Genomic DNA, 25090 nt, shown 5'->3' with positions numbered 1-25090 from the left:
CGACACCCCCCTCGTCCTGCCCTGCACAACGCCCGGCCGCCCGCGGATCGTTCCTTGCCGGCCGTCATCCGGCCCCCAGCGGCGGCGCCGGCCGGCCACCCGCGTCCAGGTACGCCTGCGGGGGGTTCAGGCGCTGGCCCGGGTGGCCGCCCTTCTCGTACTTCAGCAGCTTCTTCGCCTTCTCCGGGTCCGTCTCGCCCTCGCCGTACGCCGGGCAGAGCGGGGTGATCGGGCAGGCGCCGCAGGCCGGCTTGCGGGCGTGGCAGATGCGGCGGCCGTGCCAGATCACGTGGTGCGAGAGGTCGGTCCAGTCACTCTTCGGGAACAGCCCGCCGACCGCGGCCTCGATCTTGTCCGGGTCGGTCTCCTCGGTCCACTCCCAGCGGCGCACCAGGCGCTGGAAGTGCGTGTCCACGGTGATGCCGGGGCGGCCGAAGGCGTTGCCCAGGACGACGAACGCCGTCTTGCGGCCCACGCCGGGCAGCTTCACGAGGTCCTCCAGGCGGCCGGGGACCTCGCCGCCGAAGTCCTCGACGAGCGCCTTGGACAGGCCCATCACGGAGCGGGTCTTGGCGCGGAAGAAGCCGCAGGGCCGCAGGATCTCCTCGACCTCCTCCGGGTTGGCGGCGGCCAGGTCCTCGGGGGTCGGGTACTTGGCGAACAGCGCGGGCGTCGTCTGGTTGACCCTCAGGTCGGTGGTCTGGGCGGACAGGACCGTGGCGACGACGAGTTGGAAGGGGTTCTCGAAGTCCAGCTCGGGGTGGGCGTACGGATAGACCTCGGCGAGCTCGCGGTTGATGCGGCGGGCGCGGCGGACCAGGGCCGTGCGCGACTCGTTCCGCGGTGGCTTCGCGGCGACGCTCTTCGCCGCCGGAACGCCCTTGACGGCGGCGGTGGCCTTCTTGGGAGCGACGACGGCCTTCTTCGCGACGGCGGCCTTTCGCACCGGCTTGGCGGCGGGGTCTTTGCCGGACGCGGCCTTCTTGCCGGACGCGGCCTTCTTCACCGGCTTTGCGGCAGGCTTCTTGCCCGTCACCGCCTTCTTCGCCGGTGACGCCTTCTCGGCGGGCGCGGCCTTCTCGGCGGCCGCCGTCGTCTTCGCGGCCGGCGTGGCGCGCTTCCCGGTCACCTTCTTCACCGCCGTCTTTTTTGTCGCTTTCGCCGTTTCCCTACCGCCATCAGGGCCCTGTTCGCCCACAGCGGAATCGCGACGTACAACCACCCGGGCAGCCCCCTCGGCCTGTGTTCTCACCGGCGATTTGGACACCCGGCCAGCCTAAGCCCCGGCACCGACATCCGCCCCGGACCCTGAAGATCGGCCCCCAATTGGACCCCTGCCGCTTACCCGGGCACACCAGTGCGGCATCCTTGTGACAGATCACACTGTTTGCACGGTCCGGCAAAATGGGGAGCACGGTCCCCTGGTACGCGGGGGAGCAAGATCCCCTGAGCAGGTCGACAAGGAGAGAACTCGTGGACGACGTTCTGCGGCGCAACCCGCTCTTCGCGGCGCTCGACGACGAGCAGGCCGCGGAGCTCCGCGCCTCCATGAGTGAGGTGACGCTCGCACGCGGTGACTCCCTGTTCCACGAGGGCGACCCCGGAGACAGGCTCTACGTCGTCACCGAGGGCAAGGTCAAGCTGCACCGCACGTCCCCGGACGGCCGCGAGAACATGCTGGCCGTCGTCGGCCCCGGCGAGCTGATCGGCGAGCTGTCGCTGTTCGACCCGGGCCCGCGCACGGCGACCGCGACCGCGCTGACCGAGGTCAAGCTCCTCGGTCTCGGCCACGGCGACCTCCAGCCCTGGCTGAACGTCCGGCCGGAGGTGGCCTCGGCCCTGCTGCGTGCCGTCGCGCGCCGGCTGCGCAAGACCAACGACGCGATGTCCGACCTGGTCTTCTCGGACGTCCCGGGCCGCGTGGCCCGCGCCCTGCTGGACCTGTCGCGCCGCTTCGGCGTGCAGTCCGAGGAGGGCATCCACGTCGTGCACGACCTCACGCAGGAGGAACTGGCCCAGCTGGTCGGCGCCTCCCGCGAGACGGTCAACAAGGCGCTGGCGGACTTCGCCCAGCGCGGCTGGCTGCGCCTGGAGGCGCGCGCCGTGATCCTGCTGGACGTCGAGCGCCTCGCGAAGCGCTCGCGCTGACCCCGGCGCGAGCCGCGCGGCAGCCCGCGCGAGCACCGCACCACAGCCGCACGACAGCCGTACGACGACGGGTGCCCGCCTCTTCCCGAGGCGGGCACCCGCGCGCGTGGCGCCCCTGCGGGGCGGGCGTGCGTCAGATGAGCCCGTGCTCGCGCAGGTAGTCCAGCTGCGCCCGCACCGACAGTTCCGCCGCCGGCCACAACGAGCGGTCCACGTCCGCGTACACGTGGGCGACGACCTCGGCGGGCGTGCGGTAGCCGTTCTCGACGGCCGTCTCGACCTGGGCGAGCCGGTTCGCGCGGTGGGCCAGGTAGTACTCGACGGCGCCCTGGGCGTCCTCCAGGACCGGCCCGTGGCCGGGCAGGACCGTGTGCACGCCGTCGTCGACCGCGAGCGACCTGAGCCTGCGCAGGGAGTCCAGGTAGTCGCCCAGCCGGCCGTCGGGGTGGGCCACCATCGTCGTACCGCGCCCGAGGATCGTGTCGCCCGTGAGGACCGCCCGGTCGGCCGGGACGTGGAAGCACAGCGAGTCGGACGTGTGTCCCGGCGTCGGTACGACCCTCAGCTCCAGCCCGCCGACCCGCACGACGTCCCCGGCGGCGAGGCCCTCGTCGCCGAGCCGCAGCGCCGGGTCGAGGGCACGCACGCGCGTGCCGGTCAGTTCGGCGAAGCGGGCGGCGCCCTCGGCGTGGTCGGGGTGACCGTGCGTCAGCAGGGTCAGGGCGACACGCTTGCCGGCCTCCTCGGCCGTGCCGACGACGTGCCGCAGGTGGCCCTCGTCCAGCGGCCCCGGGTCGACGACGACGGCGAGATCCGAGTCCGGCTCGGACAGCAGCCAGGTGTTCGTGCCGTCCAGGGTCATCGGGGAGGGGTTGGGCGCCAGGACGTTGACGGCGCGTGCGGTGGCGGGGCCCGACAGGACCCCGCCCCGTGGCCGGCCGGGCAGGGCGCTCGCGTCCGTCATGCGGGGCCTCCTCCGGTCGGGATGTGCTTGGTGAACTCGTCGTGGCCCGGCCAGGACAGCACGATCTCGCCGTCCTCCAGACGGGCGGTGGCCAGCACCGGCGTGAGGTCCCGGCCGGGGGCGGCGGCGAGCGCCTCGGCGGCCGTGCCGTAGGGCGCCAGCTGACGCAGTGTCGCGATGGTCGGCGGCATCATCAGCAACTCCCCCTTGTCGTAGGACGCCGCGGCCTCGCGCGGGGCGATCCACACCGTGCGGTCGGCCTCCGTGGAGGCGTTGCGGGTGCGCTGGCCCTGGGGGAGGGCGGCGACGAAGAACCAGGTGTCGTAGCGGCGCGGCTCGAACTCGGGGGTGATCCAGCGGGTCCAGGCGCCCAGCAGGTCGGAGCGCAGGACCAGGCCGCGGCGGTCGAGGAACCCGGCGAAGGACAGCTCGCGGGCGACCAGGGCGGCGCGGTCGGCCTCCCAGTCGTCGCCCGTGGTGTCGCCGACGACCGTGTCGGGGGTCGGCCCGGCGAGCAGGACGCCCGCCTCCTCGTACGTCTCCCGGACGGCCGCGCAGACGATCGCCTGGGCGTCGGACTCCGGCACCCCGAGGCGGTCGGCCCACCACGCGCGCGTGGGGCCCGCCCAGCGGACGGTGTGGTCGTCGTCGCGGGGGTCGACGCCGCCGCCCGGGTAGGCGTACGCGCCGGCGGCGAAGGCCATGGAGGCGCGGCGGCGCAGCATGTGGACGGCGGTTCCGGTGCCGGTGTCCTTCAGGAGCATGACGGTGGCCGCGCGTTTCGGGGCCACCGGGGTGAGGGTGCCCTCCGCGAGCGCGCGGATGCGGGCGGGCCACTCCGGGGGATACCACTGCCCATTTGCCATGGCCGGAGGCTATCCGGTGACGGCCGGATGTTCGAGAGGTGGCAGGGACGGGCGCACCCGGCGCCGCGGCCGGGAGGCCGGGTGCGCGGCCCGGCGCCACGGACGGCGGGGGCCGCGCGGGGCAGCCCCCGGACCCGTTACGCCTCCGTCAGCTCGACCTGGATCTCGACCTCCACGGGAGCGTCCAGGGGCAGCACCGCCACGCCCACCGCGCTGCGGGCGTGAACGCCCCGGTTGCCGAGGGCCTCCGCGAGGAGCTCGCTGGCGCCGTTCAGGACGGCGGGCTGGCCGGTGAAGTCGGAGGCGGAGGCGACGAAGCCCGTGACCTTCACCACGCGCGCGATGCGGTCCAGGTCACCGGCGACCGACTTGACGGCGGCCAGGGCGTTCAGCGCGCACGTACGCGCCAGCTCCTTGGCCTCCTCCGGCGTGACCTCCGCACCGACCTTCCCGGTGACCGGCAGCTTGCCCTCCACCATGGGGAGCTGCCCGGCGGTGTACACGTACGGCCCGGTCTGCACGGCCGGCTGGTACGCGGCCAGCGGCGGCACGACCTCCGGAAGCGTCAGGCCCAGCTCGGCCAGGCGCGCCTCGACCGCGCTCATCCCTTGCTCACCGGCTTCTCGCGCTTCATGTAGGCGACGAGCTGCTCGGGGTTGTTCGGCCCGGGCACGACCTGGACGAGCTCCCAGCCGTCCTCGCCCCAGGTGTCCAGAATCTGCTTCGTGGCGTGGACGAGCAGCGGCACGGTTGAGTATTCCCACTTGGTCATGCGGCCGACTCTAGCCGCTGCTCCGACGCCTCCCGCCGCGACCGCGGCCACATTGTCCACAGCCTCCCGCGTGGTCCCGACTCGGACTGGTTAGGCTCGAATACGTGAGCAGGCTCCAGGTCGTCAGCGGCAAGGGCGGGACCGGCAAGACCACGGTCGCCGCGGCCCTAGCGCTGGCCCTGGCCACGGAGGGGAAGCGGACGCTCCTCGTCGAGGTCGAGGGCCGGCAGGGCATCGCGCAGCTCTTCGAGACAGAGGCGCTGCCCTACGAGGAGAGGAAGATCGCTGTGGCTCCCGGTGGCGGGGAGGTGTACGCCCTCGCCATAGACCCGGAACTGGCCCTGCTGGACTACCTCCAGATGTTCTACAAGCTCGGCGGCGCCGGCCGGGCCCTGAAGAAGATCGGCGCGATCGACTTCGCCACCACCATCGCGCCGGGCCTGCGGGACGTGCTCCTGACCGGCAAGGCGTGCGAAGCGGTGCGCCGCAAGACCAAGTCGGGACGGTTCGTCTACGACTACGTCGTCATGGACGCGCCCCCGACGGGACGCATCACCCGCTTCCTCAACGTCAACGACGAGGTGGCCGGCCTCGCGAAGATCGGCCCCATACACAACCAGGCGCAGGCCGTCATGCGGGTGCTCAAGTCGCCGGAGACGGCGGTGCACCTGGTGACGCTGCTGGAGGAGATGCCGGTCCAGGAGACCGCGGACGGCATCGCCGAGCTGCGCGCGGCGCGCCTGCCGGTGGGCCGGGTCATCGTGAACATGGTGCGGCCGGAGGTGTTGGACGCGGCCGACCTGGAACTCGTACGGACCGTGCCGCGTTCTTCGATCGCCAGGTCGCTGTCCGCCGCCGGGCTCGGCGGGGCGCGGCGCGGCGGGCACGCCGAGCGGCTGGTGGACCCGTTGCTGCAGCAGGCCGCGGAGTACGCCGAGCGGTACACGCTGGAGCACGAGCAGCGCGCGGCGCTCGCCGACCTCGGCCTGCCGCGGCACGAACTGCCGCTGCGGACGGAGGGCATGGACCTGGCAGGGCTGTACGAACTGGCCGCCGAGCTGCGCGAGCAGGGCCTGTCATGAGGTCCGCGTCCCTCGTGCGGCCCACCAGACGTCGGAAGCAGGGGATGTCATGAGTCCGGACCCGGCCCAGCGCGACTCCGCCGCCCGCCCGCTCGCCCCCGCGCGCGTGCTCGACGTCGACCCGCTGCTGGACGACCCCGGGACGCGCATCGTCGTGTGCTGCGGCTCGGGCGGCGTCGGCAAGACCACCACGGCGGCGGCCCTCGGGCTGCGGGCGGCGGAGCGGGGTCGCAAGGTCGTCGTGCTGACCATCGATCCGGCCCGCAGGCTCGCCCAGTCGATGGGCATCGACTCGCTGGACAACACCCCGCGGCGCGTGAAGGGCGTCGAGGGCGACGGCGAACTGCACGCGATGATGCTCGACATGAAGCGCACCTTCGACGAGATCGTCGAGGCGCACGCAGACGGCGACCGGGCCGCCGCCATCCTGAGCAACCCCTTCTACCAGTCGCTCTCGGCGGGCTTCGCGGGCACGCAGGAGTACATGGCGATGGAGAAGCTGGGCCAGCTGCGGTCGAGGGACGAGTGGGACCTCATCGTCGTCGACACGCCGCCGTCCCGTTCGGCGCTGGACTTCCTGGACGCGCCCAAGCGGCTCGGCTCGTTCCTCGACGGGAAGCTGATCCGGTTGCTGCTGGCCCCGGCGAAGGTCGGCGGCCGGGCGGGAATGAAATTCCTGAACGTCGGGATGTCGATGATGACGGGCGCCCTCGGCAAGGTGCTCGGCGGTCAACTGCTGAAGGACGTCCAGACGTTCGTCGCCGCGATGGACTCGACGTTCGGCGGCTTCCGCACCCGCGCGGACGCGACGTACAAGCTGCTCCAGGCGCCCGGCACGGCGTTCCTGGTGGTCGCGGCCCCGGAGCGGGACGCACTGCGCGAGGCCGCGTACTTCGTGGAACGGCTGGCGGCGGAGGACATGCCGCTGGCGGGTCTGGTGCTCAACCGGGTGCACGGCAGCGGCGCCGGCCGGCTGTCGGCCGAGCGGGCGCTCGCCGCTGCGGAAAATCTTGAAGAGCGCGGCATTGTGGATCAGGACGGCGGGAAAGTAGGACTTCGTAACTCCCCCGACACGTACGACAGTTCAGACTCTCCCGCGCCCGTGACACCAGCAGTGGACCCGGCTCCCGAGGAAGGCTCCCCCGCCGCCGAGGAAACCGCCGACCAGGGGTCCGACACCGACCAGGAACAGTCCGTGGACCAGCTCACCGCGGGTCTGCTGCGGCTGCACGCCGATCGTATGCAGTTGCTCGCGCGCGAGCAGCGCACCCGTGACCGCTTCACCTCGCTGCACCCCGAGGTGGCAGTCGTCGAGGTGGCCGCACTGCCCGGCGACGTGCACGACCTGACGGGGCTGCGGGACATCGGAGACCGTCTCGCGGCGCACCGGCACGAACTGCCGTAGCCCGGCGGGCGGACGCCCGAGAGCCCGTGCCCGAAAGCCCGGCGACCGGAGAGCCCGGCGCGGGAAGGCCGCCGACGTAAGGTGCGGAACCCCCTGCCGGACAGGGGGACGCGCTCAGCCCACCGCGGCGTAGTTCTCGTAGACCTCGTCGTCGTCGAGGGGCACGACACCCGTGCCCCGCTCGTACTCCGTACGCGCCGTCTCCAGCAGTCTGCGCCAGGAGGTCACGGTCGGCCGCCGGCGCAGCAGTGCCCGGCGCTCCCGCTCCGTCATTCCTCCCCACACGCCGAACTCGACGCGGTTGTCCAGCGCGTCGGCCAGGCACTCGGTCCGCACCGGGCATCCGGTGCACACCGCCTTGGCTCTGTTCTGCGCTGCTCCCTGAACGAACAGTTCATCCGGATCGGTAGTGCGGCAGGCCGCCTGCGCACTCCAGTCGGTTACCCAGCCCATACCGGCGCCGTCCTCTCCCGAATCGAGGCTCCCCCACGGCGGCAGCGGCATATTCACCGCCGCCAGTTGAGGACGTTACGGAAGGTGGGCACAGCGCAACACCCCCTTCGGGCCCAATCTTGAATGGCCCGAACGGACTATGGGTTAGCGGCAGATCACCCAGGGGAGTGACCTGGCGACATGCGCGACAATCCCGGCATTCGGGATGGTTCTGTTGCGTCACAGCGGACACCCGGCGACACACAAGGCCAATTCGGACACGGGCCCAACACGTCCGACCAGGAAAGTCGGTGGGACTCGGAACGATTCGAGGTCCCGGGACGTATTGATTACGTGGCCGCCCTGCTGTGACAGTTGAAGGCAGCTTAGGCCAACGCCTATACGCGTGTCCGGCGAATGGCAACGTCCGTACCCGACTTTGCCGCGCCGTCACGCGCCGCCGCACCACCCGCGGGCCGACGCCGGCGTACACGCGGCGGACCGGGCACCGTCGGAACGGACACAAGTACGGATTAGGCTGCCCTCATGCCAAAGAAGCGCTCGGGCGGTGGTCTGTCGCCAACGCAGCAGGCCGCCAAGTTCCTCGGAGTCAGTGTGCTCGCGGGAGCCGTCATGGCCGGCATCGCGCTGCCCGCCGTCGGCGCGCTGGGACTCGCCGCCAAGGGAACGGTGGAGAGTTTCGACGAGCTCCCGGCCAACATGAAGACCCCACCGCTCAGCCAGCGCACCACGATCCTGGACGCCGACGGCGGCCAGATCGCCACGGTGTACTCGCGCGACCGCACGGTCGTCGACCTCACGGACATCTCGCCGTACATGCAGAAGGCGATCGTCGCGATCGAGGACTCGCGCTTCTACCAGCACGGCGCGGTCGACCTGAAGGGCGTGCTGCGCGCCCTGAACAAGAACGCGCAGAGCGGCGGCGTCGCCGAGGGCGCGTCCACGCTCACGCAGCAGTACGTGAAGAACGTCTTCGTCGAGGAGGCCGGCGACGACCCGACGAAGGTCGCGCAGGCCACGCAGCAGACCATCGGCCGGAAGATCCGCGAGCTGAAGTACGCGATCCAGGTCGAGGAGGAGCTCGGCAAGAAGAAGATCCTCGAGAACTACCTGAACATCACGTTCTTCGGCCAGCAGGCCTACGGCATCGAGGCCGCCGCCCAGCGCTACTTCTCCAAGCCCGCCAAGGACCTGAACCTCCAGGAGTCCGCGCTCCTCGCCGGCATCGTCCAGTCGCCCAGCCGGTACGACCCGGTGAACGACGAGACCGAGGCCACCAAGCGGCGCAACATCGTGCTCCAGCGGATGGCCGAGGTCGGCGACATCTCGCGGGCGGAGGCCGACAGGGCGAAGAAGGCCCCGCTCGGGCTGAAGGTCAGCAAGCCCAAGAACGGCTGCATCACGGCCGTCTCGGGCGCCGGCTTCTTCTGCGACTACGTCCGCCAGGTCTTCCTGAACGACCCGGTCTTCGGCAAGACCAAGGAGGACCGCGCGAGGATCTGGAACCAGGGCGGCCTGACGATCCGGACGACGCTGGATCCGCAGGCCCAGAGTTCCGTCCAGCAGTCGCTGAAGGACCACGTCGCCAAGAGCGACAAGGTCGCCGCCGCGTCCACCCTCGTCGAACCCGGCACCGGCAAGATCGTGGCGATGGGGCAGTCGAAGCCGTACGGCACCGACGCCAAGCGGCACGAGACCGTGCTCAACTACTCGGTCGGCAGCGACAGGGGCGGCTCCAACTACGGCTTCCCGACCGGCTCGACGTTCAAGCCCTTCGTCGCGGCGGCCGCGCTCGAGGAAGGACGACCGCCCACCCAGGAGTACCCGTCCCCGTACGAGATGCGCTACCCCGACCCCGTCTCGACGTGCAGCGGCAAGCCCTGGATGAACCAGAGCGGTGAGACCGTGCCCAACGAGGACGAGTCGGAGGTCGGCCCGTACCGGCTGAAGGAGGCCATGGCCAAGTCGGTCAACACCTACTTCGTGCAGATGGTCGCCGACATCGGCCTGTGCCCCCTGATGAAGATGACGGACGGCCTGAAGGTCGTGCAGGGCAACGGCGAGCGGCTGCCGGAGGTGCCCGCCATCTCCCTCGGCTCCAAGGGCGTCTCCCCGCTGACGATGGCGAGCGCGTACGCCGCCTTCGCCTCCCGCGGCATGTACTGCACGCCGATCGCCATCGAGTCGATCACCCAGAGTGTCGGTGACCGGCAGAACTCGCTCCAGGTACCGAAGTCGACGTGCTCGCGGGCGATGAGCGAGAAGACCGCGGACACGGTGAACACCCTGCTCCAGGGCGTGGTCGACTCCGGAACGGGCCAGAAGGCCGGCCTCACGGACCGCGACAACGCCGGCAAGACGGGCACGACGGACGAGCGCAGGAACGCCTGGTTCGTCGGCTACACGCCGAACCTGTCCGGGGCGGTGTGGGTCGGCAGCGCCACCCAGCAGGTCAAGATGATCAACATCAGCATCGGCGGGTCGTGGCACGCCAAGGTGTACGGCGGCTCGGTACCGGGCCCGATCTGGCGCGACGCGATGACCGGTGCCCTCGCGGGCAAGGACGCGGGCTCCTTCAACCTCATCGACATCCCCGATCCCGACAAGGACAAGGACAAGGAGAAGGACGACGAGGACCGGGACCGCGGCCGGGGCAACGACGACGGCGGCAACGGCGACAACGCCGGCTTCATCGGCGGCCTGACCGGCGGCGGCGGAGACGGCGGCGCCAACCCGACCCCCACCTTCTCCATCCCCGAGGGCTGGATCCGGGGCCAGGGGAACGGCGGGAACGGCAACGGGGGCGGCCGCGGCTGACGCCCCCGACCGGCGACCGGTCCTGAATGACGGCGACGGCCCCTCTTCCCCGTACGGATGTGGACGGATTCGTACGGGAAGGAGGGGCCGTCGGTCGCTGTGCGGGGCAGCCGCTCGCTGCGGTGCGAGCGCTCGGCAGTCACCGCCCGTGGGACGGCCAGGTCGGCTCAGCCGGTAGTGACCGGTCGAAGCCGACTCAGCCGGAGGTGAGCGACTGAGGTCGGCCCAGCCGACGAGGAGCGGCCGAGGCCGCCGAATCAACCGGTGGGGAGCGCCTGGGGCCGCGTCAGCCGGCGAGCAGCTTCTTGACCGCAGCGGCGACGCGACCGCCCTCGGCCAGTCCGGCCACCTTCGGGTTCACGATCTTCATGACGGCGCCCATGGCACGCGGACCCTCGGCACCGGCCGCCTTCGCCTCCCCGACGGCCTGCGCGACGATCGCGTTCAGCTCCTCGTCGGACAGCTGCTTCGGCAGGTACTCGGCGAGCACCTCGCCCTCCGCCTTCTCCCGCTCGGCCTGCTCGGCACGGCCGCCCTGCGCGAACGCCTCGGCGGCCTCGCGCCGCTTCTTCGCCTCGCGGGTGATCACCTTCTGGACCTCGTCGTCGGAGAGCTCGCGCTTCTCCTTGCCCGCGACCTCCTCCTTGGTGATCGCGGCGAGCGTCAGCCGGAGCGTCGAGGAGCGGAGCTCGTCGCGCTCCTTGATCGCGGCGTTGAGGTCATCCTGCAGCTTCGACTTGAGCGTGGTCATGCCGCTGATTGTCGCAGGTGCCCCGGCGACCCCGCCCGTCGATTTACCGAGGGTGCCCGCCCGGCCGGTCCCGACGGGCTGCGGGGAACGGGAGTTGGCCGGGTCTGACACGATGGACGTATGCGCGCGCGATACGGAGTACCTCTGTCCCTCGCGGCGGCTGGCGCCGCCGGTCTGGTGTACGCGGCGGGTTTCGAGGCCCGCTCCTTCCGGCTGCGACGGGTGACGATCCCGGCCCTGCCATCGGGGATGCGCCCCCTGCGCGTACTCCAGGTCTCCGACATCCACATGGTCGGCGGGCAGCGCAAGAAGCAGCGCTGGCTGCGCTCGCTGGCCGGCCTGCGCCCCGACTTCGTGATCAACACGGGCGACAACCTGTCCGACCCGGAGGGCATCCCGGAGGTCCTGGACGCACTGGGCCCGCTGATGGAGTTCCCGGGAGCGTACGTCTTCGGCTCCAACGACTACTACGGCCCCAAGCTGCGCAACCCGGCCCGCTACCTGCTGGAGAAGGTCCAGGGCCGCCACGGCCTGAACGGCAACCCGCCCGCCACCGGCGCGGTCCACAACCCGTGGGAGGACCTGCGGGACGGCTTCGACGCCGCGGGCTGGCTGAACCTCACGAACACGCGCGGCACGCTGAAGGTCGACGGCGTGTCGATCGAGCTCACCGGCCTGGACGATCCCCACATCAAGAGGGACAGGTACGCGGAGGTGGCGGGCGGACCGTCGTCCGGCGCGGACTTCTCGATGGGCGTGGTGCACGCGCCGTACCTGCGGGTGCTGGACGCGTACACGGCGGACGGCTACCCGCTGATCCTGGCGGGCCACACCCACGGCGGCCAGCTGTGCATCCCGTTCTACGGCGCGCTGGTCACCAACTGCGACCTGGACACGGACCGCGTGAAGGGCCTGTCGACGCACACGGCGCAGGGCCGTACGTCGTACCTGCACGTGTCGGCGGGGTGCGGCACGAACAGGTACACGCCGGTGAGGTTCGCGTGCCCGCCGGAGGCGACGTTGCTGACGTTGGTGGGGAGGGACTAGCGGACGCTGGTGAGAGGGAGGGGCGAGGGGCGTAAGGGAGTAGAGGGGCAGCAGGGGCAGGGGGAGCCGCGGGCAGCGGGGCGGCGTAACCCGAACACCTCACCCACATCGCCCGTTACGCCCCTCATGCCTACTTTTGGAGCATGACCGCCCCGATACCCAGGGACATCCCGGACCTCCCCGCACTCCCCGGCATGCCCGCACCGTTCCCCTCGTACGTCCCGGCGACGGCCGTGCTCCCCCCGGTCAGGCGCCCACTCGTAGCCGTCTTCCGCCTGCTGATCGCCCTGGCGGCACTGACGGCCGTGACGCTGGAACTGCTGCACGCCGGCCCGGCGAAGGCCCTGAGCCACTTCACGATCCAGAGCGGGATCCTGCTGGCGCTGGTCATGATCGCCTCGGCCGGCCGGGCCTGGACCGCCCAGCACCCCGTCTCGGGCGCGCTCACGGGCACGGCCCTGCTCTACGTACTCATCGCGGGCGCGGTCCACCACACGCTCCTGGCGAACGGCGCACCCCTGCTCTCACTGACGGGCGGGCCGACAACGGGCACGGCAACACAGACGGCGGCACAGATGCCGTGGCAGACCCTCGCGCACCACACCCTGCACACGGCGATCCCCCTGGCGGCACTCGTGGACTGGCTCCTGCTGTCACCCCCGGGCCGCCTGCACCTGCGCCAGGCCGCGGCATGGCTGCTGTACCCCCTGGCCTACCTGGCGTTCTCCCTGGCCCGCGGCACCCTCCTGGACCCGGGCACGCCGGCCCGCTACCTCTACCCCTTCCTGGACGTCGACCAGCACGGCTACAAGGGCGTCCTGGGCAACGCCCTCCTCCTGGGCCTGTGCTGCTACGCCCTGGCGGTCCTGCTGGTCGGCCTGGACCACGCCCGCCCCAACCCGATCCGCCACCGCGGCAAAACCGGATTTCGCCTACAGCCACCGGTGGGCTAAAGTAAACGACGTCGCCGCGACGAGCAGCGACATCGGGGTGTAGCGCAGCTTGGCAGCGCGCTTCGTTCGGGACGAAGAGGTCGTGGGTTCAAATCCCGCCACCCCGACAGAGGAATACCAGGTCAGGGGCCTGATCCACTAAGTGGATCAGGCCCCTGACGGGTTTCTGGAGATCGTTTGGGAGAAATCTGGGAGAAGATCTTGGTCGGGGTCTCCCAGGGGGTGACTGGTCAGGCCGTCTCAAGTGCGGCGGCTGAGGGCACTCGGACCTGCGCGTTCGCGAATCCAGCCCTTCAGTCGGCCGGGAACACCATGCCCGCCCGCCTCAACCGCCCTTAGGATCACGACACATGGCAAGCCATCACTCAGCGCGTCCCCACGACCACGCCCGAGCACTCGCCCAGCACGTGCGAACGTTGCGGGAGGGCCGAGGGTGGTCTCGGGAGCGGCTCGCCAAGGAAGCCGGCATCGCCGTTGGAACGGTGGCCCGGCTGGAGAGCGAGGGAGCGATCCAGCCAGGTTTCTTCACCGTCGGAGCGGTCGCCGAGGCACTTGAGGTCTCCCTCGATGGGCTTTTCCAGGAGACCAAGGTCAGTCCGGGGCTCTGGTCCGCCGGGTACGAAGGCCGGGACATCGACTCGTTCGTCGCCTCTCTCCTCGACAGCCGAATCGATGTCGTGGCGGATGTACGACTCACGCCGATCAGCCGCAAGAAGGGCTTCAGCAAGACTCGGCTGGGGCAGGCGCTCGCCGAGGCCGGCATCGAGTACACACACCTGCGTGGCCTGGGAAATCCCAAGGACAATCGGGCGCCGTTCTGGGACGGCCGCCTCGACGTGGGCCGGGCTCGCTTCCGCGGTGTGCTGCGGTCCGATGAGGCGCAGTCCGACCTCGATCGGCTTGCCGAGCAAGCCCGACGGTCGCGTGTCGCCGTGCTGTGTTTCGAGAAGGACGAGAGTCGCTGCCACCGGCAGGTCGTCCTGGAGACGGTCCGCAAGCGGACCGCAGTGCCCGTGATCCCCCTGGCCTGACTTCATCCCTCGCTCCCGCACGCGCCCTTGCCAGAGGCGCATGCCTCTCCTCCAATCGGATCGGGGAGATCAGTGGAGGGGGGCGCCATGCGATCGGGGAAACGACAGCGCGCGACAATCATGATTACGGTCAAGACGTATCCGGAGCTGTCCAACAAGTACCGCGAGACCAGTTGTGTGGCGGGCATACGCCTGGATGAGGATGTACCTCAACACGTGCGCCTGTTTCCCGTGCCCTTCCGGCTCTTACGGGAGGAGGACCAGTTCCGGAAGTACTCGATCATCGAGGTCGATGTCGAGTCGCACGGCACGCGTGACCCTCGGCCTGAGAGCCTGCGGCCGGATCTCGGCAGCCTCGAGATCGTGGGTGAGGTGCCACCGGGTGGTGACTGGAGGGAGCGGTACAAGTACGTCGAGCCTCTCGTTGCGCCTTCCCTGTGCGCGATCAAGAGGGATCAGGAGCGGCTGGGAACTTCGCTCGGTGTCTTCCGGCCTGCCGAAGCCAGCTTTCGGCTGACGTCAGCTGAGCCCTGGTCCGCGTCCAAGGCCGCGCTCGCTGGGCAGATGGATCTGCTGGAGCAGGACTTGGCTCCGCTTGAGTGGGTGCCGCTGGAGTTCCGTTATCGGTTTCGCTGCAGGGACGCTGCCTGCCCTTCGCATGACATGGCGTTGAAGGACTGGGAGGCCGGTGCGTCGTACCGCAAGTTCCGGCAAAAGTACGGCGAGAGCGGCGTGCACGACAAGCTGCAGGACACCTGGTACGACTCCATTTTCACCCGAGATCGCGCCGTCCACTTCTTCGTCGGCAACATCGCGGCCCACCCAAAAACCTTCATGCTGCTGGGGCTTTTCTATCCGAGGGCAAATGTCGTCCAGTACGTCCAGGACACCCTCTTCGGAGACTGACAGCGGGGCTGAGGGGTCGTTCACCGAGTGAACAGGCCACACCTGATCTCCGGTTTCAAAAGTTCCAAGGCCTTCTCTGAGCGGAACCGGTCTGCGCCGCCGCCGGCCTTGGGGCGGTGAGGTTTCGAAGGTACCGAGGAGGACGCCCATCTCGCGCAGGGTGTCCAGGCTTCGCCGGTAGGGGAGGCGGGCTGCCTGGCCGCGTTCAAGTACAACGAAGGTGGCGGGCGTTGCGTTGGTGACCGATGGGCAAGTCCACGTTGGTCAGCCGCGGGCACAGGCCCTCAAGCTCAGCGCCCACGTCTGACACACCGCGCGCCACAACGGTGGAGTCTTATGACCCACGTGTTCGCGTCTCAGGCGTCAGCAGCGTCTTCGATGACACCGAAGTGGCGGGAGACCTCGTCGATCGTGAAACGGGCGCGGAGCTTGCAGGCGGAGTTCTGGTTGGCGAAGAAGCCCGGGCGCCACAATGCCTGTTGGCGGGGCACGGCACGTTCCCAGGTGACCGGGACCACCCACTCACGACGGTCTTCCCCGTCCTCCTTCGCGCTGTCTCCAGCGGATCGGTAGGTGCCTTTCAGGGGAAGATCAGCCAGCCGTCGGCTCTCACCGTCGATGGCGAGGACTGCGTTCTCGAACGGCTGCGGCTCTCCGGACACCGTGCCGACGCCCACGTACCCCACCTTGGGGATGTGGGTGAATACGCGCGCCCCGAGCGGCAAGGACCGGATCGTGCGGGAGAACCACTCCCCGCCACCGGCCGACACGAACCCGTAGCGAAGCGCATCGTCCCAGCTCCGGCTGCCGGACTCATCGCCGAACGACACGTACCAGTCCGTTCCGTTCCACGGCTCCTGTTTTCCGCGCCCCTTCGTCCCCGCGGACGGCGCGGCGGTTTCGGAGTCGTCGATCAGCCAGGTGCGTGCCAGGTACGAGCGTCCCTCGTCCTCGAAATACCGGAAGAACAGGACGTTGACCGGCACCTGGAACCCGGTTGCCAGGTAGCTGACGATCCGCTCCGTCGCCGCGTCGATCTCGCTCGCGACGACGGTCAGGGAGTGAGTGGAGTTCAGGGCCTCCGGCGGGCTGCCGCCGAACTTGAGCGCGAACGCCTCGTCCAACTCCTCCACCAGGCCCCTGCGGCGGGCGTACGAGCCGTAGACGTCACGTATCTGCTCGTTGGTCAGCTCCTGAACCCAGGAACCGTAATCGAGGACCTGCGCCACCACCTCGCGAGGCGTGCGATCCCGTTTGAGTTCGAGCACGTGCAGGCTGCCCTCGGCGTCCATGCCGAGCAGGTCGACGAACTTGCCATGTTGGGTGGGTACCTGGCGGCCGATCAGCAGTAGCGGCGTGCCCAGGATGCCCGGGTCGGCCTCGATCAGTTCCTCCAAGCGGGACTCCAGTGGCATCGGTCTCGTCGTGACCCGCACCGGCTTGTCGTCCACTCGCCACAGCCCGAATTCCAGCGGCACGCCCGCTCCCCTCCGTTCCGATCTGGAGTCAAGCAGACACTGAAGACGGCACCTCATCCAGACCGCCCTGTCAGTTTCGTCCACTGCCGTGCCAGGTAGTAAGTCAGTCACGGTCAGTGAGGGTGTCGTGTGGTTGGGCGCTCAACGCGGCGGTCTGTGAGGTGCCTTGTCGTTCGGCTGGCAGACTTGCCGCTTGCCATGGCGTTTCGGACGGGGGCGTGATGAGCAGGCGCACGAAAGGGTGGCTGGTCGGCGGTTGGCTCGTGCTGGTGGTCGCCGGCTGGTCATTCACCGAGTCGATCAACGATGGGATTGAGCCGACGTCGGGTCCTCGGCCGGAGCCGGCGTCGAGTGCTTCTCCGCGGTGCTCGCCGCTGAGGCCGTCGGCCGACCCGGAGCGCAACGTCACCGACGACACCGGCACGGAGCCCGATTTCGTTGCCACAGCGATCACCTGCTAGACGTCAGGTCGACGCCAGGCCTCCCGGTCTGCTCGGCGGTCTGCTCGGCGGTCTGCTCGGCGGTCTGTGTCGCTTGCTGAGCCGCCGCTGCATAGGCGAGCCTGCATAGGCGAGCCTGCATAGGCGAGCCTGCATAGACGAGCCTGCATAGACGAGCCTGCATAGACGAGCCTGCATAGACGAGTTGGAAGCCGGGACACCACCCCCGATGCAACCGCAGCGGCCCCCGGTCGCCCTCCGCCCTCCGCCCTCCGGAGTCACCGGGACCTTGTCCGCGAGGGTTCGGTCGGCCGCTGGGCTCCTCAAAGAACCGGGGAAAGAACTACCCGCCCTCCCACCCTCCCGTCGCGGGAAGCGGGCGTCACCCGTGCGGGTGACCGGCTTGCAGGGGCAGAACACCGGCGGTTACGTTCGCCGCGACAACCTCAGACGAAGACGGCCCCCGGCCGGGACGGCAATCCCGATCGAGGGCCTGACCGATCAGGAAGCAAACCCTTCCCGATGGCTGACTCGCAGTCTAACGCGCGTCTGCGCGCCGACGCCGGAGCTCCGACCTCCGGTGTGATCCACGTACGCACCCGCCTCACGGCCGACTTCACCGTGATCTCCAACGCCCTCGCCCAGCGACGCGGCAGTGCCGTCACGGTCGGCGTCGCGGCCTACATCTCGTCCCTGCCCGACGGTTCCCCCGTGTCCATCTCCGCCCTCTGCGAGCACTTCAGCGAGGGCGAGATTCTGATCTCCCGGGCGTTGAGGGAGTTGGAAGCCGCCGGGTACCTCGAACGTCGTCGCGAGCGTCTGGCCTCCGGGCAGATCCGCACCCGGACCTACTTCTACGACGTACCCGGCTGCGACGGACCGGACGACCCGCCCGGACCGGATGACCCGCCCGGACCGGATGACCCGCCCGAGCCTCCGAAGCCGCCTCGGCCTCGGTCTCAGTCCCGGCCCGAGTCCCGGTTCCGGCCCCGGTCCCAGTCCGAGTCCCCGGAGTGGACCGTCGGCGAGGCACACGCGTCTGCCGACCTCCCTCGGGAGGCGGTTGCCGATCCCGGCCCTGAGGAGACCGGCAAGCCCGTGCCCGTGCTCTCCGACGCCGATCCGGAGGCCGTGGCCGTGCTGACCGCCCTGCGCCGGGTCGATCCCCGCCTCGTCCTGTCCGCGCACGAGGCCGCCCGCTTGGCACCTGCCGTCGCCGAGTGGCTGGCGGCCGGTGTCGGAGCGCGGGAGATCACCGAGTTGCTGACCGTACGGCTCCCCGACCGGTTCCGGGCCCGCCCGGCGAGCGTCCTCGCCTTCCGCCTCCGGGAGACGCCGCTGCCCGTGCCCCCTCCGGTGCCTCTGCCGACGGTTGCCGAGCGTCCGGCCGTACTGCCCTTCCAGACCTGTGACGGCTGCGAGCGTGCCTTCCGCGCCCCCGATCCCGGCTTCTGCCGGGATTGCCGGGGCCACCTCGTCGGAGGGGGTCTGCGTGCGGCCGGCTGAGCCGGTGGACGGGTGTGCCGTCGGCCCGTGGGTGGCAGGCCTGACGCGCGACGATGCGCGACCCGTGCGCGCTGGGCAGCCAGTAAGTCAGTAAGCCAGTAAGCGGGCTGTCCCGTTCTTCTGCTGCTTCTGCTTCTGCTTCTGCTTCTGCTTCTGCTTCTGCTGCCCCGACCTCCCGTTTCAGTCGCACCCCCCGCCACTGAAACCACGCTGAAAGCCCGCTGAATGCGCCGCCCCGCAATCTGTGCCGCATGACGACGACATCCACAGCACTCGCCATCGCCGCCAACGGGCTGCGCAAGGCGTACGGCGGCAAGGCCGTCCTCGACGGCGTCGACCTGCAGGTCCCGGCCGGGTCCGTGTTCGCGCTGCTCGGGCCCAACGGGGCCGGCAAGACCACCGCCGTGAAGATCCTGTCCACCCTCATCTCCCCCGACCCCGGCAGTGGGCCGGTCCTCGTCGGCGGTCACGATCTCGCCACCCACCCGCAAGCCGCCCGCGCCGTCATCGGAGTCACCGGACAGTTCTCCGCCGTCGACGGGCTGATCACCGGCGAGGAGAACATGCTCCTCATGGCCGACCTCCACCACCTGCCCAAGAAGGAAGGGCGGCAGGTCGCCGCCGAGTTGCTGGAGCGGTTCGATCTGAGCGACGCGGCCAAGCGGCCCGCCTCCACCTACTCCGGCGGTATGAAGCGCCGTCTCGACATCGCCATGACCCTCGTCGGAGGTCCGCGGATCATCTTCCTCGACGAGCCGACGACCGGCCTCGATCCCCGGTCCCGTCACAACATGTGGCAGATCATCCGTGAGCTGGTCACGGACGGCGTCACCGTCTTCCTCACCACCCAGTACCTGGAAGAGGCCGACGAGCTCGCCGACCGTATCGCGGTGCTCAACGGCGGGAGGATCGTCGCCGAGGGGACAGCCGAGGAACTGAAGCGGATCGTGCCCGGTGGGCATGTGCGGCTGCGGTTCTCCGACCCGGCCGCCTATCAGTCCGCCGCCGTCGCGCTGCGCGAAGTCACCCGGGACGACGACGCCCTCGCCCTCCAGGTCCCCAGCGACGGCAGCCAGCGTGAACTGCGCTCCATCCTCGACTGGCTGGACGCCGCCGGTTTCGAGGCCGATGAGCTGACCGTGCACAGCCCCGATCTCGACGACGTGTTCTTCGCACTCACCGACAGCACCGTCGTCCCCAACCAGTCCCAGGAGAACGCCCGATGAGCTCCCTCTCCCTCGCCCTGCGCGACTCGTCCACGATGCTGCGCCGCAACCTCCTGCACGCCCGCCGCTACCCGTCGCTGACGCTGAACCTGCTGCTCACGCCGATCATGCTGTTGCTGCTCTTCGTCTACATCTTCGGCGACACCATGAGCGCGGGCATCGGCGGTGGCCGTCCGGATCGTTCCGCGTACATCGCCTATGTCGTCCCGGGGCTGCTGCTGATGACCATCGGCTCCACCGTGATCGGGACCGCGGTGTCGGTCTCCAACGACATGACCGAGGGCATCATGGCCCGCTTCCGCACCATGGCCATTCACCGGCCTTCGGTGCTCGTCGGGCACGTCGTGGGCAGCGTGCTCCAGTCGGTCGTGAGTGTGGTGCTCGTCGGAGCCGTCGGTGTGGCCATCGGCTTCCGGTCCACCGACGCCACGCCCCTGGAGTGGCTGGCCGCCTTCGGGCTGCTCGCGTTCTTCGCCCTGGCGCTCACCTGGATCGCGGTCGGCATGGGCCTGGTCAGCCCGAACGCGGAGGCCGCCAGCAACAACGCGATGCCGCTGATCCTGCTGCCGCTCCTGTCCAGCGCCTTCGTCCCCCTCGACGCGCTGCCGGGCTGGTTCCGGCCGGTCGCCGAGTACCAGCCGTTCACCCCGGCCATCGAGACCCTGCGCGGCCTGCTCCTCGGCAGCGAGATCGGCCACAACGGATGGCTCGCCCTCGCCTGGTGCCTCGGCCTCACCCTGCTCGGCTACTTCTGGTCGACCTCGAAGTTCAACGGTGGCCCGGAGTAGCGAAGTTCAACGGTGAACCGAAGGAGCGGTGGCAGCGGTGACAGCCGTGCGGACCGCCTCCAGCAACTCGTCCCGCCCGAGTGCGGCGTACTCCGACACCGCGTCGGCGTACGCCGCCCCGTCGGCGTCCTCGGCGGCCTGCCGGCACCGCGCGACGGAGAAGGTGGGGTACTGCCGCACCGGACTGAGGCGTTCGGCCAGGGCGAGCAGCCGCACGGCCGACGTGTCGCCCTCCGCCAGGCCCGCGAGGCCGAGCGCCAGCAGCACCGTGCCGTAGACCGGGAGCTGTCCGGGCGCCGCCACCGGCAGGTCGAGCAGCCCGCGCAGGCGCTCGCGCAGGTCCAGGGTCAGGTGCGCGACCGGCTCGGGGCGACCCGCCTGCGCGTGCGCGGCCACCGCGGCGGACCGCACCTCCAGTTCCCAGGGATTCATGAACGGGTCTTCCGCGAACTGCGCCCCCGCCGCGTGGGCCTGATCCACCGCCCGGCGCCACAGTCGCAGGCCGACCTCGGTCAGGCCGCGGGCGAGGGCGATCTCCGCCCGTGCGGGCAGCCCGGTGTCGGACGTGCCCGCCGGCTCCGGTGGTTGCTCGCGTTCCGTCTGCCGCAGCCACTGCTCGGCCTCGTCGACGGCGCCGCGCTGGAGGCAGGCGAGGACCAGGCCCCAGCGGAGGCCGTCGGAGTCGGTCCACGCGCCCGTCGACTCGCAGGCGGCGAGCGCGGCCTTGAGATGGTCGTACGCGGTCCTGCTCTGCTCCGTGCGCAGGCACAGGTCGCTCAGCCTGGAGTGGCCGATGAACTCGGCGGTCGGGTTCCGGATGTCCCCCAGGGCGGCGATCATGCCGCGCGCGGTGTCCAGGGCGCGTTCCACGTCGTTCTCGTACTCCCACACGTAGCTCGCGACGCACTGGGCGACGAACGCCAGCATGGGGTGGCGCCGGCCGGGGGCACCGGCCGGCGCGGAAGGGTCGCTGCCGTCGCACAGCCTGCGCAGCGCCGTGTACTCGGGCGGGCGCATCTCCGGTAGGGCGCACAGCACGACCGACAGCGCGCGCGGCAGGGTGTCCGGCGGGCCGGGCGGCAGCCGGCGCAGGGTGGCGAGCTGGCGCACCGCGTGCGGGCCGTAGCCCATGAACGCGGTGGCGGTGCTCACCGCCGACACCGTGCGGACGGTCTCGACGTCCTCGGGACCGGGGCGGAAGTGCGACAGCGGCCGGCCGGTGTCGGCGGCGAGGGCGGCCAGGCGGGCGTAGTTGGAGCCGGTGGACCACAGGCAGGAGAGCACGGCGGCGACCGCGGCGGTGGTGGAGTCGTCGCCGCGGGCGAGGGCGAGGCGCAGGGCGAGGACGAGGTTGTCCTGCTCTCCCCTGATCCGGTCCCAGGCCGCCACCTGGTCCGGGCCGAAGAGCACGTCGTGGTGGTCGCGGCCGAAGTCCCGTGCCCAGGTGAGGAATCGGTCGGTGGCCGCCTCGTCCTCGCCGGCCTCCGCGCGCCGTGCCGCGCTGAACTCCCGTACGGTCTCCAGCATGTGGAAGCGGACGCCGCCGTCGGCCGTGTCCGCGGCCTTGAGCAGGGACTGGTCCGTCAGTTGCTCCAGGAGCAGCAACGCGTCGCCGCCGAGCACGCGGTCGGCCGCCTCGCCGGTGAAGCCGCCGGGGAACAGCGAGAGCGTCCGCAGTGCCCGGCGGGCCGGGGGTTCCAGCAGGTTCCAGCTCCACTCGACGACCGCGTGCAGGGTGCGGTGCCGTTCGGGTACGTCCCGGGCGCCGCCCCGCAGCAGGGCGAAGCGGTCACCGAGCCGTCGGGCGATCTCCGGCACGGACAGCACGCGGACGCGGGCGGCGGCCAGTTCCACGGCCAGCGGCAACCCGTCGAGGTGCCGGCACAGTTCCGCCACTGCCTCGGCGGGCAGTTCCACACCGGGCCGGGCCGCCTGCGCCCGCTGCCGGAACAGCTCGGCGGACACGTCCTGGTCGAGTTCCGGCAGCGCGTACACCGCCTCGGAGGTCAGGCCCAGCGGTGATCGGCCGGTCGTCAGTACGCGTACGTCCTTGGAGGCGGAGACGAGGGACTGGACAAGGTCGGCGGCGCCGCCGACGACCTGCTCGCAGTTGTCGAGCACGAGCAGCGTCGCACCGGGGCCGAGGGCGCGGAGGATGCCGGGGACCGGGTCCGCGGAGCCCGGATGTCCGCCGGCACCGGCGTGGCCGTCGCCGGCGCCGAGCGCGGAGGCCACTTCGCCCGCCACGTCCGCGTCGGCGGTGACGCCCGCGAGCGGCACGACGTGCACCGCGCTCTGTTCCGCCCGCGGACTCCCGGCCGCGCCCGAGCCGGGGGCGGCCGAGCCGGAGGCGCCCGAGCCAGGGACGCCCGAGCCGGGGACGCCCGAACCGAGGGCGGCTGAACCGGAGACACCCAAGCCCGGGGCACCCGAGCCGGGGGCGGCCGAACCGAGGGCGGCCGAAGCGAGGGCGGCCGAAGCGGAGACACCCGAGCCCGGAGCACCCGAGCCGGAGACACCCGAGCCCGGGGCACCCGAACCGGAAGCACCCGCGCCCCGGGCACCCGAACCGGGGACGCCCAAGCCCGGGGCACCCGAGCCGGAGGCGCCCCATTGTCGGCCGACGGCGTGTGCGAGCCGGGTCTTGCCGAGGCCGCCGGGGCCGGTGACGGACACGACGCGGGAGGTGTGCAGCAGCCGGGTCACGGCGGCGATGTCGTCGTCCCGGCCCAGCAGCGGGTTCGGCTCGTGCCGTATGCCTCGGCGTACGACGGGCGCCGCGCCGCGCAGCAACTCCTGCTGTACGACCTGGAGTCCGGGCCCGGGGTCGGTGCCCAACCCGTCACGCAGCTCCCGCCGGTAGGCCTCGTACCGCGCCAGCGCCGCCGAGGGGCCGAGCACCGCCGCCTCACAGCGCAGCAGTTCGGCCAGCACCTCCTCGTCGCGCCGGTGCGCCCGGGCGGCCTCCGTCAGCGGTTCGACGGCCTCCGCGTGCCGTCCCAGCCGGGCGAGGGCGAGCGCGCGGGCGCGGGCCAGGGACTCGCGGGCGGGCAGCCGCAGCGCGCGCAAGTCGGAGACCGGGTCGGCGAGTTGGCCGTCCGTGCCGTCGCCCTCCCACAGCGCCAGGCCCGCCTCGGCCTCGGCCAGCGAACCGGCGTGGTCCCCGGCCCTGGCCCGGTCCGCGCTCGCGGCGGCGTGCAGGAGCAGCGCGGAGGAGTCGACCTGGGTCTCGGCCAGCGCGAGCCGGTAGCCGGTCGCGGTGCTCGCGATCACCTCGGCACCGAGCTGCGCCCGTGCCCGCGAGACGAGCACCTGCACCGCCCGGCCCGGCCGCTCCGGCTGCTCGTCCGGCCAGAGCCCTTCCACCAGCCGGCCGGTGCTGCAACCGGTGCGCAGATCCTCCGCGAGGAGCGCGAGCAGGCCGCGCAGCCGCGGCGCGGTGATCTCCCGGTCGCGGAAGGACACACGCTGCAACAAGGACAACTCGACGGTCACCCGTGCAGCGTAACCAGGGCGCCGGGCCGTGGGACGTTTCGTGACGGGCGGCCGGCGCGACCGGCGTCCTCTCACACCCCCGTGGACCAGACCGACGGCCCGCCGCCCCGCCATTCGATGAGGTCCGTGGACGCGAGGTCCAGCGCGTCGACGTCGAGGCCCGCTCGGCGCAGGAACTCGGCGACGTCCTCGATGCTGCGGGCGAGTCCGAGGATCTCGCCGTCGACCCGCACGCGTCGGCCGCCCGTCGGGGACGGCGGCTGGACGACGACGGGGCGCTGCTCGGGCATGCCTCCAGGATTGTCCCGCTCGCCCGGGCGCGCATCCGCGCGGGGCACCCCATGGGTACGACAGGTCACTCCTCGGTACGGCAGGACATCGATCGGCACGGCAGGTCACCCACCCGTACGGCAGGAGACCCCATCGGTACGACAGGGCGCGGCGTCCTCAGTCCAGGAGTCCCAGTGCCGTGTCCGGACGGCAGTGCGGGCAGGGGGTGATCCGGTCCGCGAGGGAGCGGATCGCCTGGTCCCGGGTCACGCCCTTCGCGCGGGTGCCCGCCATGTGGCAGCCGCCCACGTGGACGTAGACCGGGGCCCGGCCGCCCAGGCCCTGCTCCAGGAGCCAGTCCGGGGCCGGCGGGCGGGCCGCGATGCCGCGCCGTTGTTCGGCGGCGCGGCGTTCCTCGTCCGCTATCCAGCGGCGGGTGCGGGCCAGGTCGCGTTCCTGCACGCGTTCGAGGAAGCGCAGCAGTGCGAGTCTCGTCGGGCCCGGGTCGTTCACGCGTTCGATTCTATCGGGGATGCCGGACGGCGGCCGCGCCGACGTCCACCCGGCTCCACGTCGACGTACGCCACCCCGTGTCGCGCGGCCGGTCATACCGTATGAACAATTCCACCCATGTCACACTTTGCGGGGGTCATTCCGTCCAAGGGGGTGGACCCATCGACAACAGCACAGGA

Annotated in this window: 23 protein-coding genes and 1 tRNA gene; 13 read left to right on the top strand and 11 right to left on the bottom strand. The window is 71.0% G+C overall.

All coding sequences use genetic code 11. The annotated features are described in order from the left end of the window. Positions 1-64: 64 nt before the first annotated feature. Positions 65-1138 carry an endonuclease III gene (nth, locus tag QC282_RS12265; protein WP_279549320.1) on the bottom strand — a complete coding sequence of 358 codons (1074 nt, stop codon included), beginning with the start codon at positions 1136-1138 and terminating at the stop codon, positions 65-67. 335 nt (positions 1139-1473) lie between these two features. Here nth and QC282_RS12260 point away from each other — a divergent pair, with 335 nt between their 5' ends. Then, positions 1474-2148 carry a Crp/Fnr family transcriptional regulator gene (locus tag QC282_RS12260; RefSeq protein WP_279549319.1) on the top strand — a complete coding sequence of 225 codons (675 nt, stop codon included), beginning with the start codon at positions 1474-1476 and terminating at the stop codon, positions 2146-2148. Positions 2149-2281: 133 nt separating this feature from the next. Here QC282_RS12260 and QC282_RS12255 read toward each other — a convergent pair whose 3' ends face one another. From QC282_RS12255 to QC282_RS12240, 4 genes are all read right to left on the bottom strand, one after another. Further along, the gene (locus QC282_RS12255; protein WP_279549318.1) at positions 2282-3112 is read right to left on the bottom strand and encodes an MBL fold metallo-hydrolase; all 831 of its coding nucleotides are present in this window, start codon (positions 3110-3112) and stop codon (positions 2282-2284) included. After that, a complete protein-coding gene (locus tag QC282_RS12250; RefSeq protein ID WP_279549317.1) occupies positions 3109-3978 on the bottom strand; it encodes an NUDIX hydrolase in 870 nt (289 codons plus the stop codon). Before QC282_RS12250 ends, QC282_RS12255 begins: the two co-directional genes overlap by 4 nt. Positions 3979-4115: 137 nt before the next feature. Then, the gene (locus tag QC282_RS12245) at positions 4116-4583 is read right to left on the bottom strand and encodes a RidA family protein (RefSeq protein ID WP_279549316.1); all 468 of its coding nucleotides are present in this window, start codon (positions 4581-4583) and stop codon (positions 4116-4118) included. Then, positions 4580-4750 (bottom strand): DUF4177 domain-containing protein, encoded by a 171-nt coding sequence (locus QC282_RS12240; RefSeq protein ID WP_279549315.1) that lies wholly within the window; start codon positions 4748-4750, stop codon positions 4580-4582. Before QC282_RS12240 ends, QC282_RS12245 begins: the two co-directional genes overlap by 4 nt. A gap of 104 nt (positions 4751-4854) precedes the next feature. Between QC282_RS12240 and QC282_RS12235 the strand changes: the two genes are divergently transcribed. Both QC282_RS12235 and QC282_RS12230 read left to right on the top strand, forming a co-directional pair. After that, complete coding sequence (locus QC282_RS12235) at positions 4855-5832, top strand: ArsA-related P-loop ATPase (RefSeq protein ID WP_279549314.1); 978 nt, start codon at positions 4855-4857, stop codon at positions 5830-5832. A gap of 49 nt (positions 5833-5881) precedes the next feature. Next, positions 5882-7237 carry an ArsA family ATPase gene (locus tag QC282_RS12230; protein ID WP_279549313.1) on the top strand — a complete coding sequence of 452 codons (1356 nt, stop codon included), beginning with the start codon at positions 5882-5884 and terminating at the stop codon, positions 7235-7237. Positions 7238-7351: 114 nt separating this feature from the next. On the opposite strand, the gene wblA is transcribed toward QC282_RS12230, so the two are convergent. Further along, entirely contained in the window at positions 7352-7690 is a 339-nt protein-coding gene (wblA, locus tag QC282_RS12225; protein ID WP_279549312.1) for a transcriptional regulator WblA, read from the bottom strand. A 525-nt stretch (positions 7691-8215) separates the two neighbouring features. Between wblA and QC282_RS12220 the strand changes: the two genes are divergently transcribed. Next, the gene (locus QC282_RS12220; protein WP_279549311.1) at positions 8216-10507 is read left to right on the top strand and encodes a transglycosylase domain-containing protein; all 2292 of its coding nucleotides are present in this window, start codon (positions 8216-8218) and stop codon (positions 10505-10507) included. 286 nt (positions 10508-10793) lie between these two features. Here the strand turns inward: QC282_RS12220 and QC282_RS12215 are convergent, their stop codons facing one another. Continuing rightward, complete coding sequence (locus QC282_RS12215; protein ID WP_279549310.1) at positions 10794-11258, bottom strand: GatB/YqeY domain-containing protein; 465 nt, start codon at positions 11256-11258, stop codon at positions 10794-10796. 120 nt (positions 11259-11378) lie between these two features. Here QC282_RS12215 and QC282_RS12210 point away from each other — a divergent pair, with 120 nt between their 5' ends. The 5 genes from QC282_RS12210 to QC282_RS12190 all read left to right on the top strand — a co-directional run bounded on the left by QC282_RS12210 (position 11379) and on the right by QC282_RS12190 (position 15195). Continuing rightward, complete coding sequence (locus QC282_RS12210) at positions 11379-12305, top strand: metallophosphoesterase (protein WP_279549309.1); 927 nt, start codon at positions 11379-11381, stop codon at positions 12303-12305. Positions 12306-12448: 143 nt separating this feature from the next. Further along, positions 12449-13258 (top strand): Pr6Pr family membrane protein, encoded by an 810-nt coding sequence (locus tag QC282_RS12205; protein ID WP_279549308.1) that lies wholly within the window; start codon positions 12449-12451, stop codon positions 13256-13258. Positions 13259-13291: 33 nt separating this feature from the next. Beyond that, a tRNA-Pro gene (locus QC282_RS12200) sits at positions 13292-13365 on the top strand. A gap of 243 nt (positions 13366-13608) precedes the next feature. Then, complete coding sequence (locus QC282_RS12195) at positions 13609-14289, top strand: DUF488 family protein (RefSeq protein ID WP_279549307.1); 681 nt, start codon at positions 13609-13611, stop codon at positions 14287-14289. 120 nt (positions 14290-14409) lie between these two features. Next, positions 14410-15195, top strand: a complete 786-nt coding sequence (locus tag QC282_RS12190) for a hypothetical protein (protein ID WP_279549306.1) — start codon at positions 14410-14412, stop codon at positions 15193-15195. Between the two features lie 356 nt (positions 15196-15551). On the opposite strand, the gene QC282_RS12185 is transcribed toward QC282_RS12190, so the two are convergent. After that, complete coding sequence (locus tag QC282_RS12185; protein ID WP_279549305.1) at positions 15552-16673, bottom strand: endonuclease NucS domain-containing protein; 1122 nt, start codon at positions 16671-16673, stop codon at positions 15552-15554. A 221-nt stretch (positions 16674-16894) separates the two neighbouring features. On the opposite strand from QC282_RS12185, the gene QC282_RS12180 reads away from it, so the two are divergent. The 4 genes from QC282_RS12180 (at position 16895) to QC282_RS12165 (ending at position 20633) form a co-directional block, all read left to right on the top strand. After that, the gene (locus tag QC282_RS12180; protein ID WP_279549304.1) at positions 16895-17134 is read left to right on the top strand and encodes a hypothetical protein; all 240 of its coding nucleotides are present in this window, start codon (positions 16895-16897) and stop codon (positions 17132-17134) included. 501 nt (positions 17135-17635) lie between these two features. Beyond that, the gene (locus QC282_RS12175) at positions 17636-18619 is read left to right on the top strand and encodes a hypothetical protein (protein ID WP_279549303.1); all 984 of its coding nucleotides are present in this window, start codon (positions 17636-17638) and stop codon (positions 18617-18619) included. A gap of 251 nt (positions 18620-18870) precedes the next feature. Then, positions 18871-19845: an ATP-binding cassette domain-containing protein gene (locus QC282_RS12170; RefSeq protein ID WP_279549302.1), complete on the top strand. Its 975-nt coding sequence runs from the start codon at positions 18871-18873 to the stop codon at positions 19843-19845. Beyond that, positions 19842-20633: an ABC transporter permease gene (locus QC282_RS12165; protein WP_279549301.1), complete on the top strand. Its 792-nt coding sequence runs from the start codon at positions 19842-19844 to the stop codon at positions 20631-20633. Before QC282_RS12170 ends, QC282_RS12165 begins: the two co-directional genes overlap by 4 nt. A 6-nt stretch (positions 20634-20639) precedes the next feature. On the opposite strand, the gene QC282_RS12160 is transcribed toward QC282_RS12165, so the two are convergent. From QC282_RS12160 to QC282_RS12150, 3 genes are all read right to left on the bottom strand, one after another. Continuing rightward, complete coding sequence (locus QC282_RS12160) at positions 20640-24128, bottom strand: BTAD domain-containing putative transcriptional regulator (RefSeq protein ID WP_279549300.1); 3489 nt, start codon at positions 24126-24128, stop codon at positions 20640-20642. 71 nt (positions 24129-24199) lie between these two features. Beyond that, a complete protein-coding gene (locus QC282_RS12155; protein WP_279549299.1) occupies positions 24200-24418 on the bottom strand; it encodes a hypothetical protein in 219 nt (72 codons plus the stop codon). 157 nt (positions 24419-24575) lie between these two features. After that, a complete protein-coding gene (locus QC282_RS12150; RefSeq protein WP_279549298.1) occupies positions 24576-24911 on the bottom strand; it encodes a DUF6233 domain-containing protein in 336 nt (111 codons plus the stop codon). Between the last annotated feature and the right edge of the window lie 179 nt (positions 24912-25090).

It is taken from the genome of Streptomyces sp. DH24, assembly GCF_029813775.1.
GTDB lineage: Bacteria > Actinomycetota > Actinomycetes > Streptomycetales > Streptomycetaceae > Streptomyces.
Note: the sequence above shows the minus strand (reverse complement) of the source record. Positions and strands in the feature narration are given on the sequence as shown.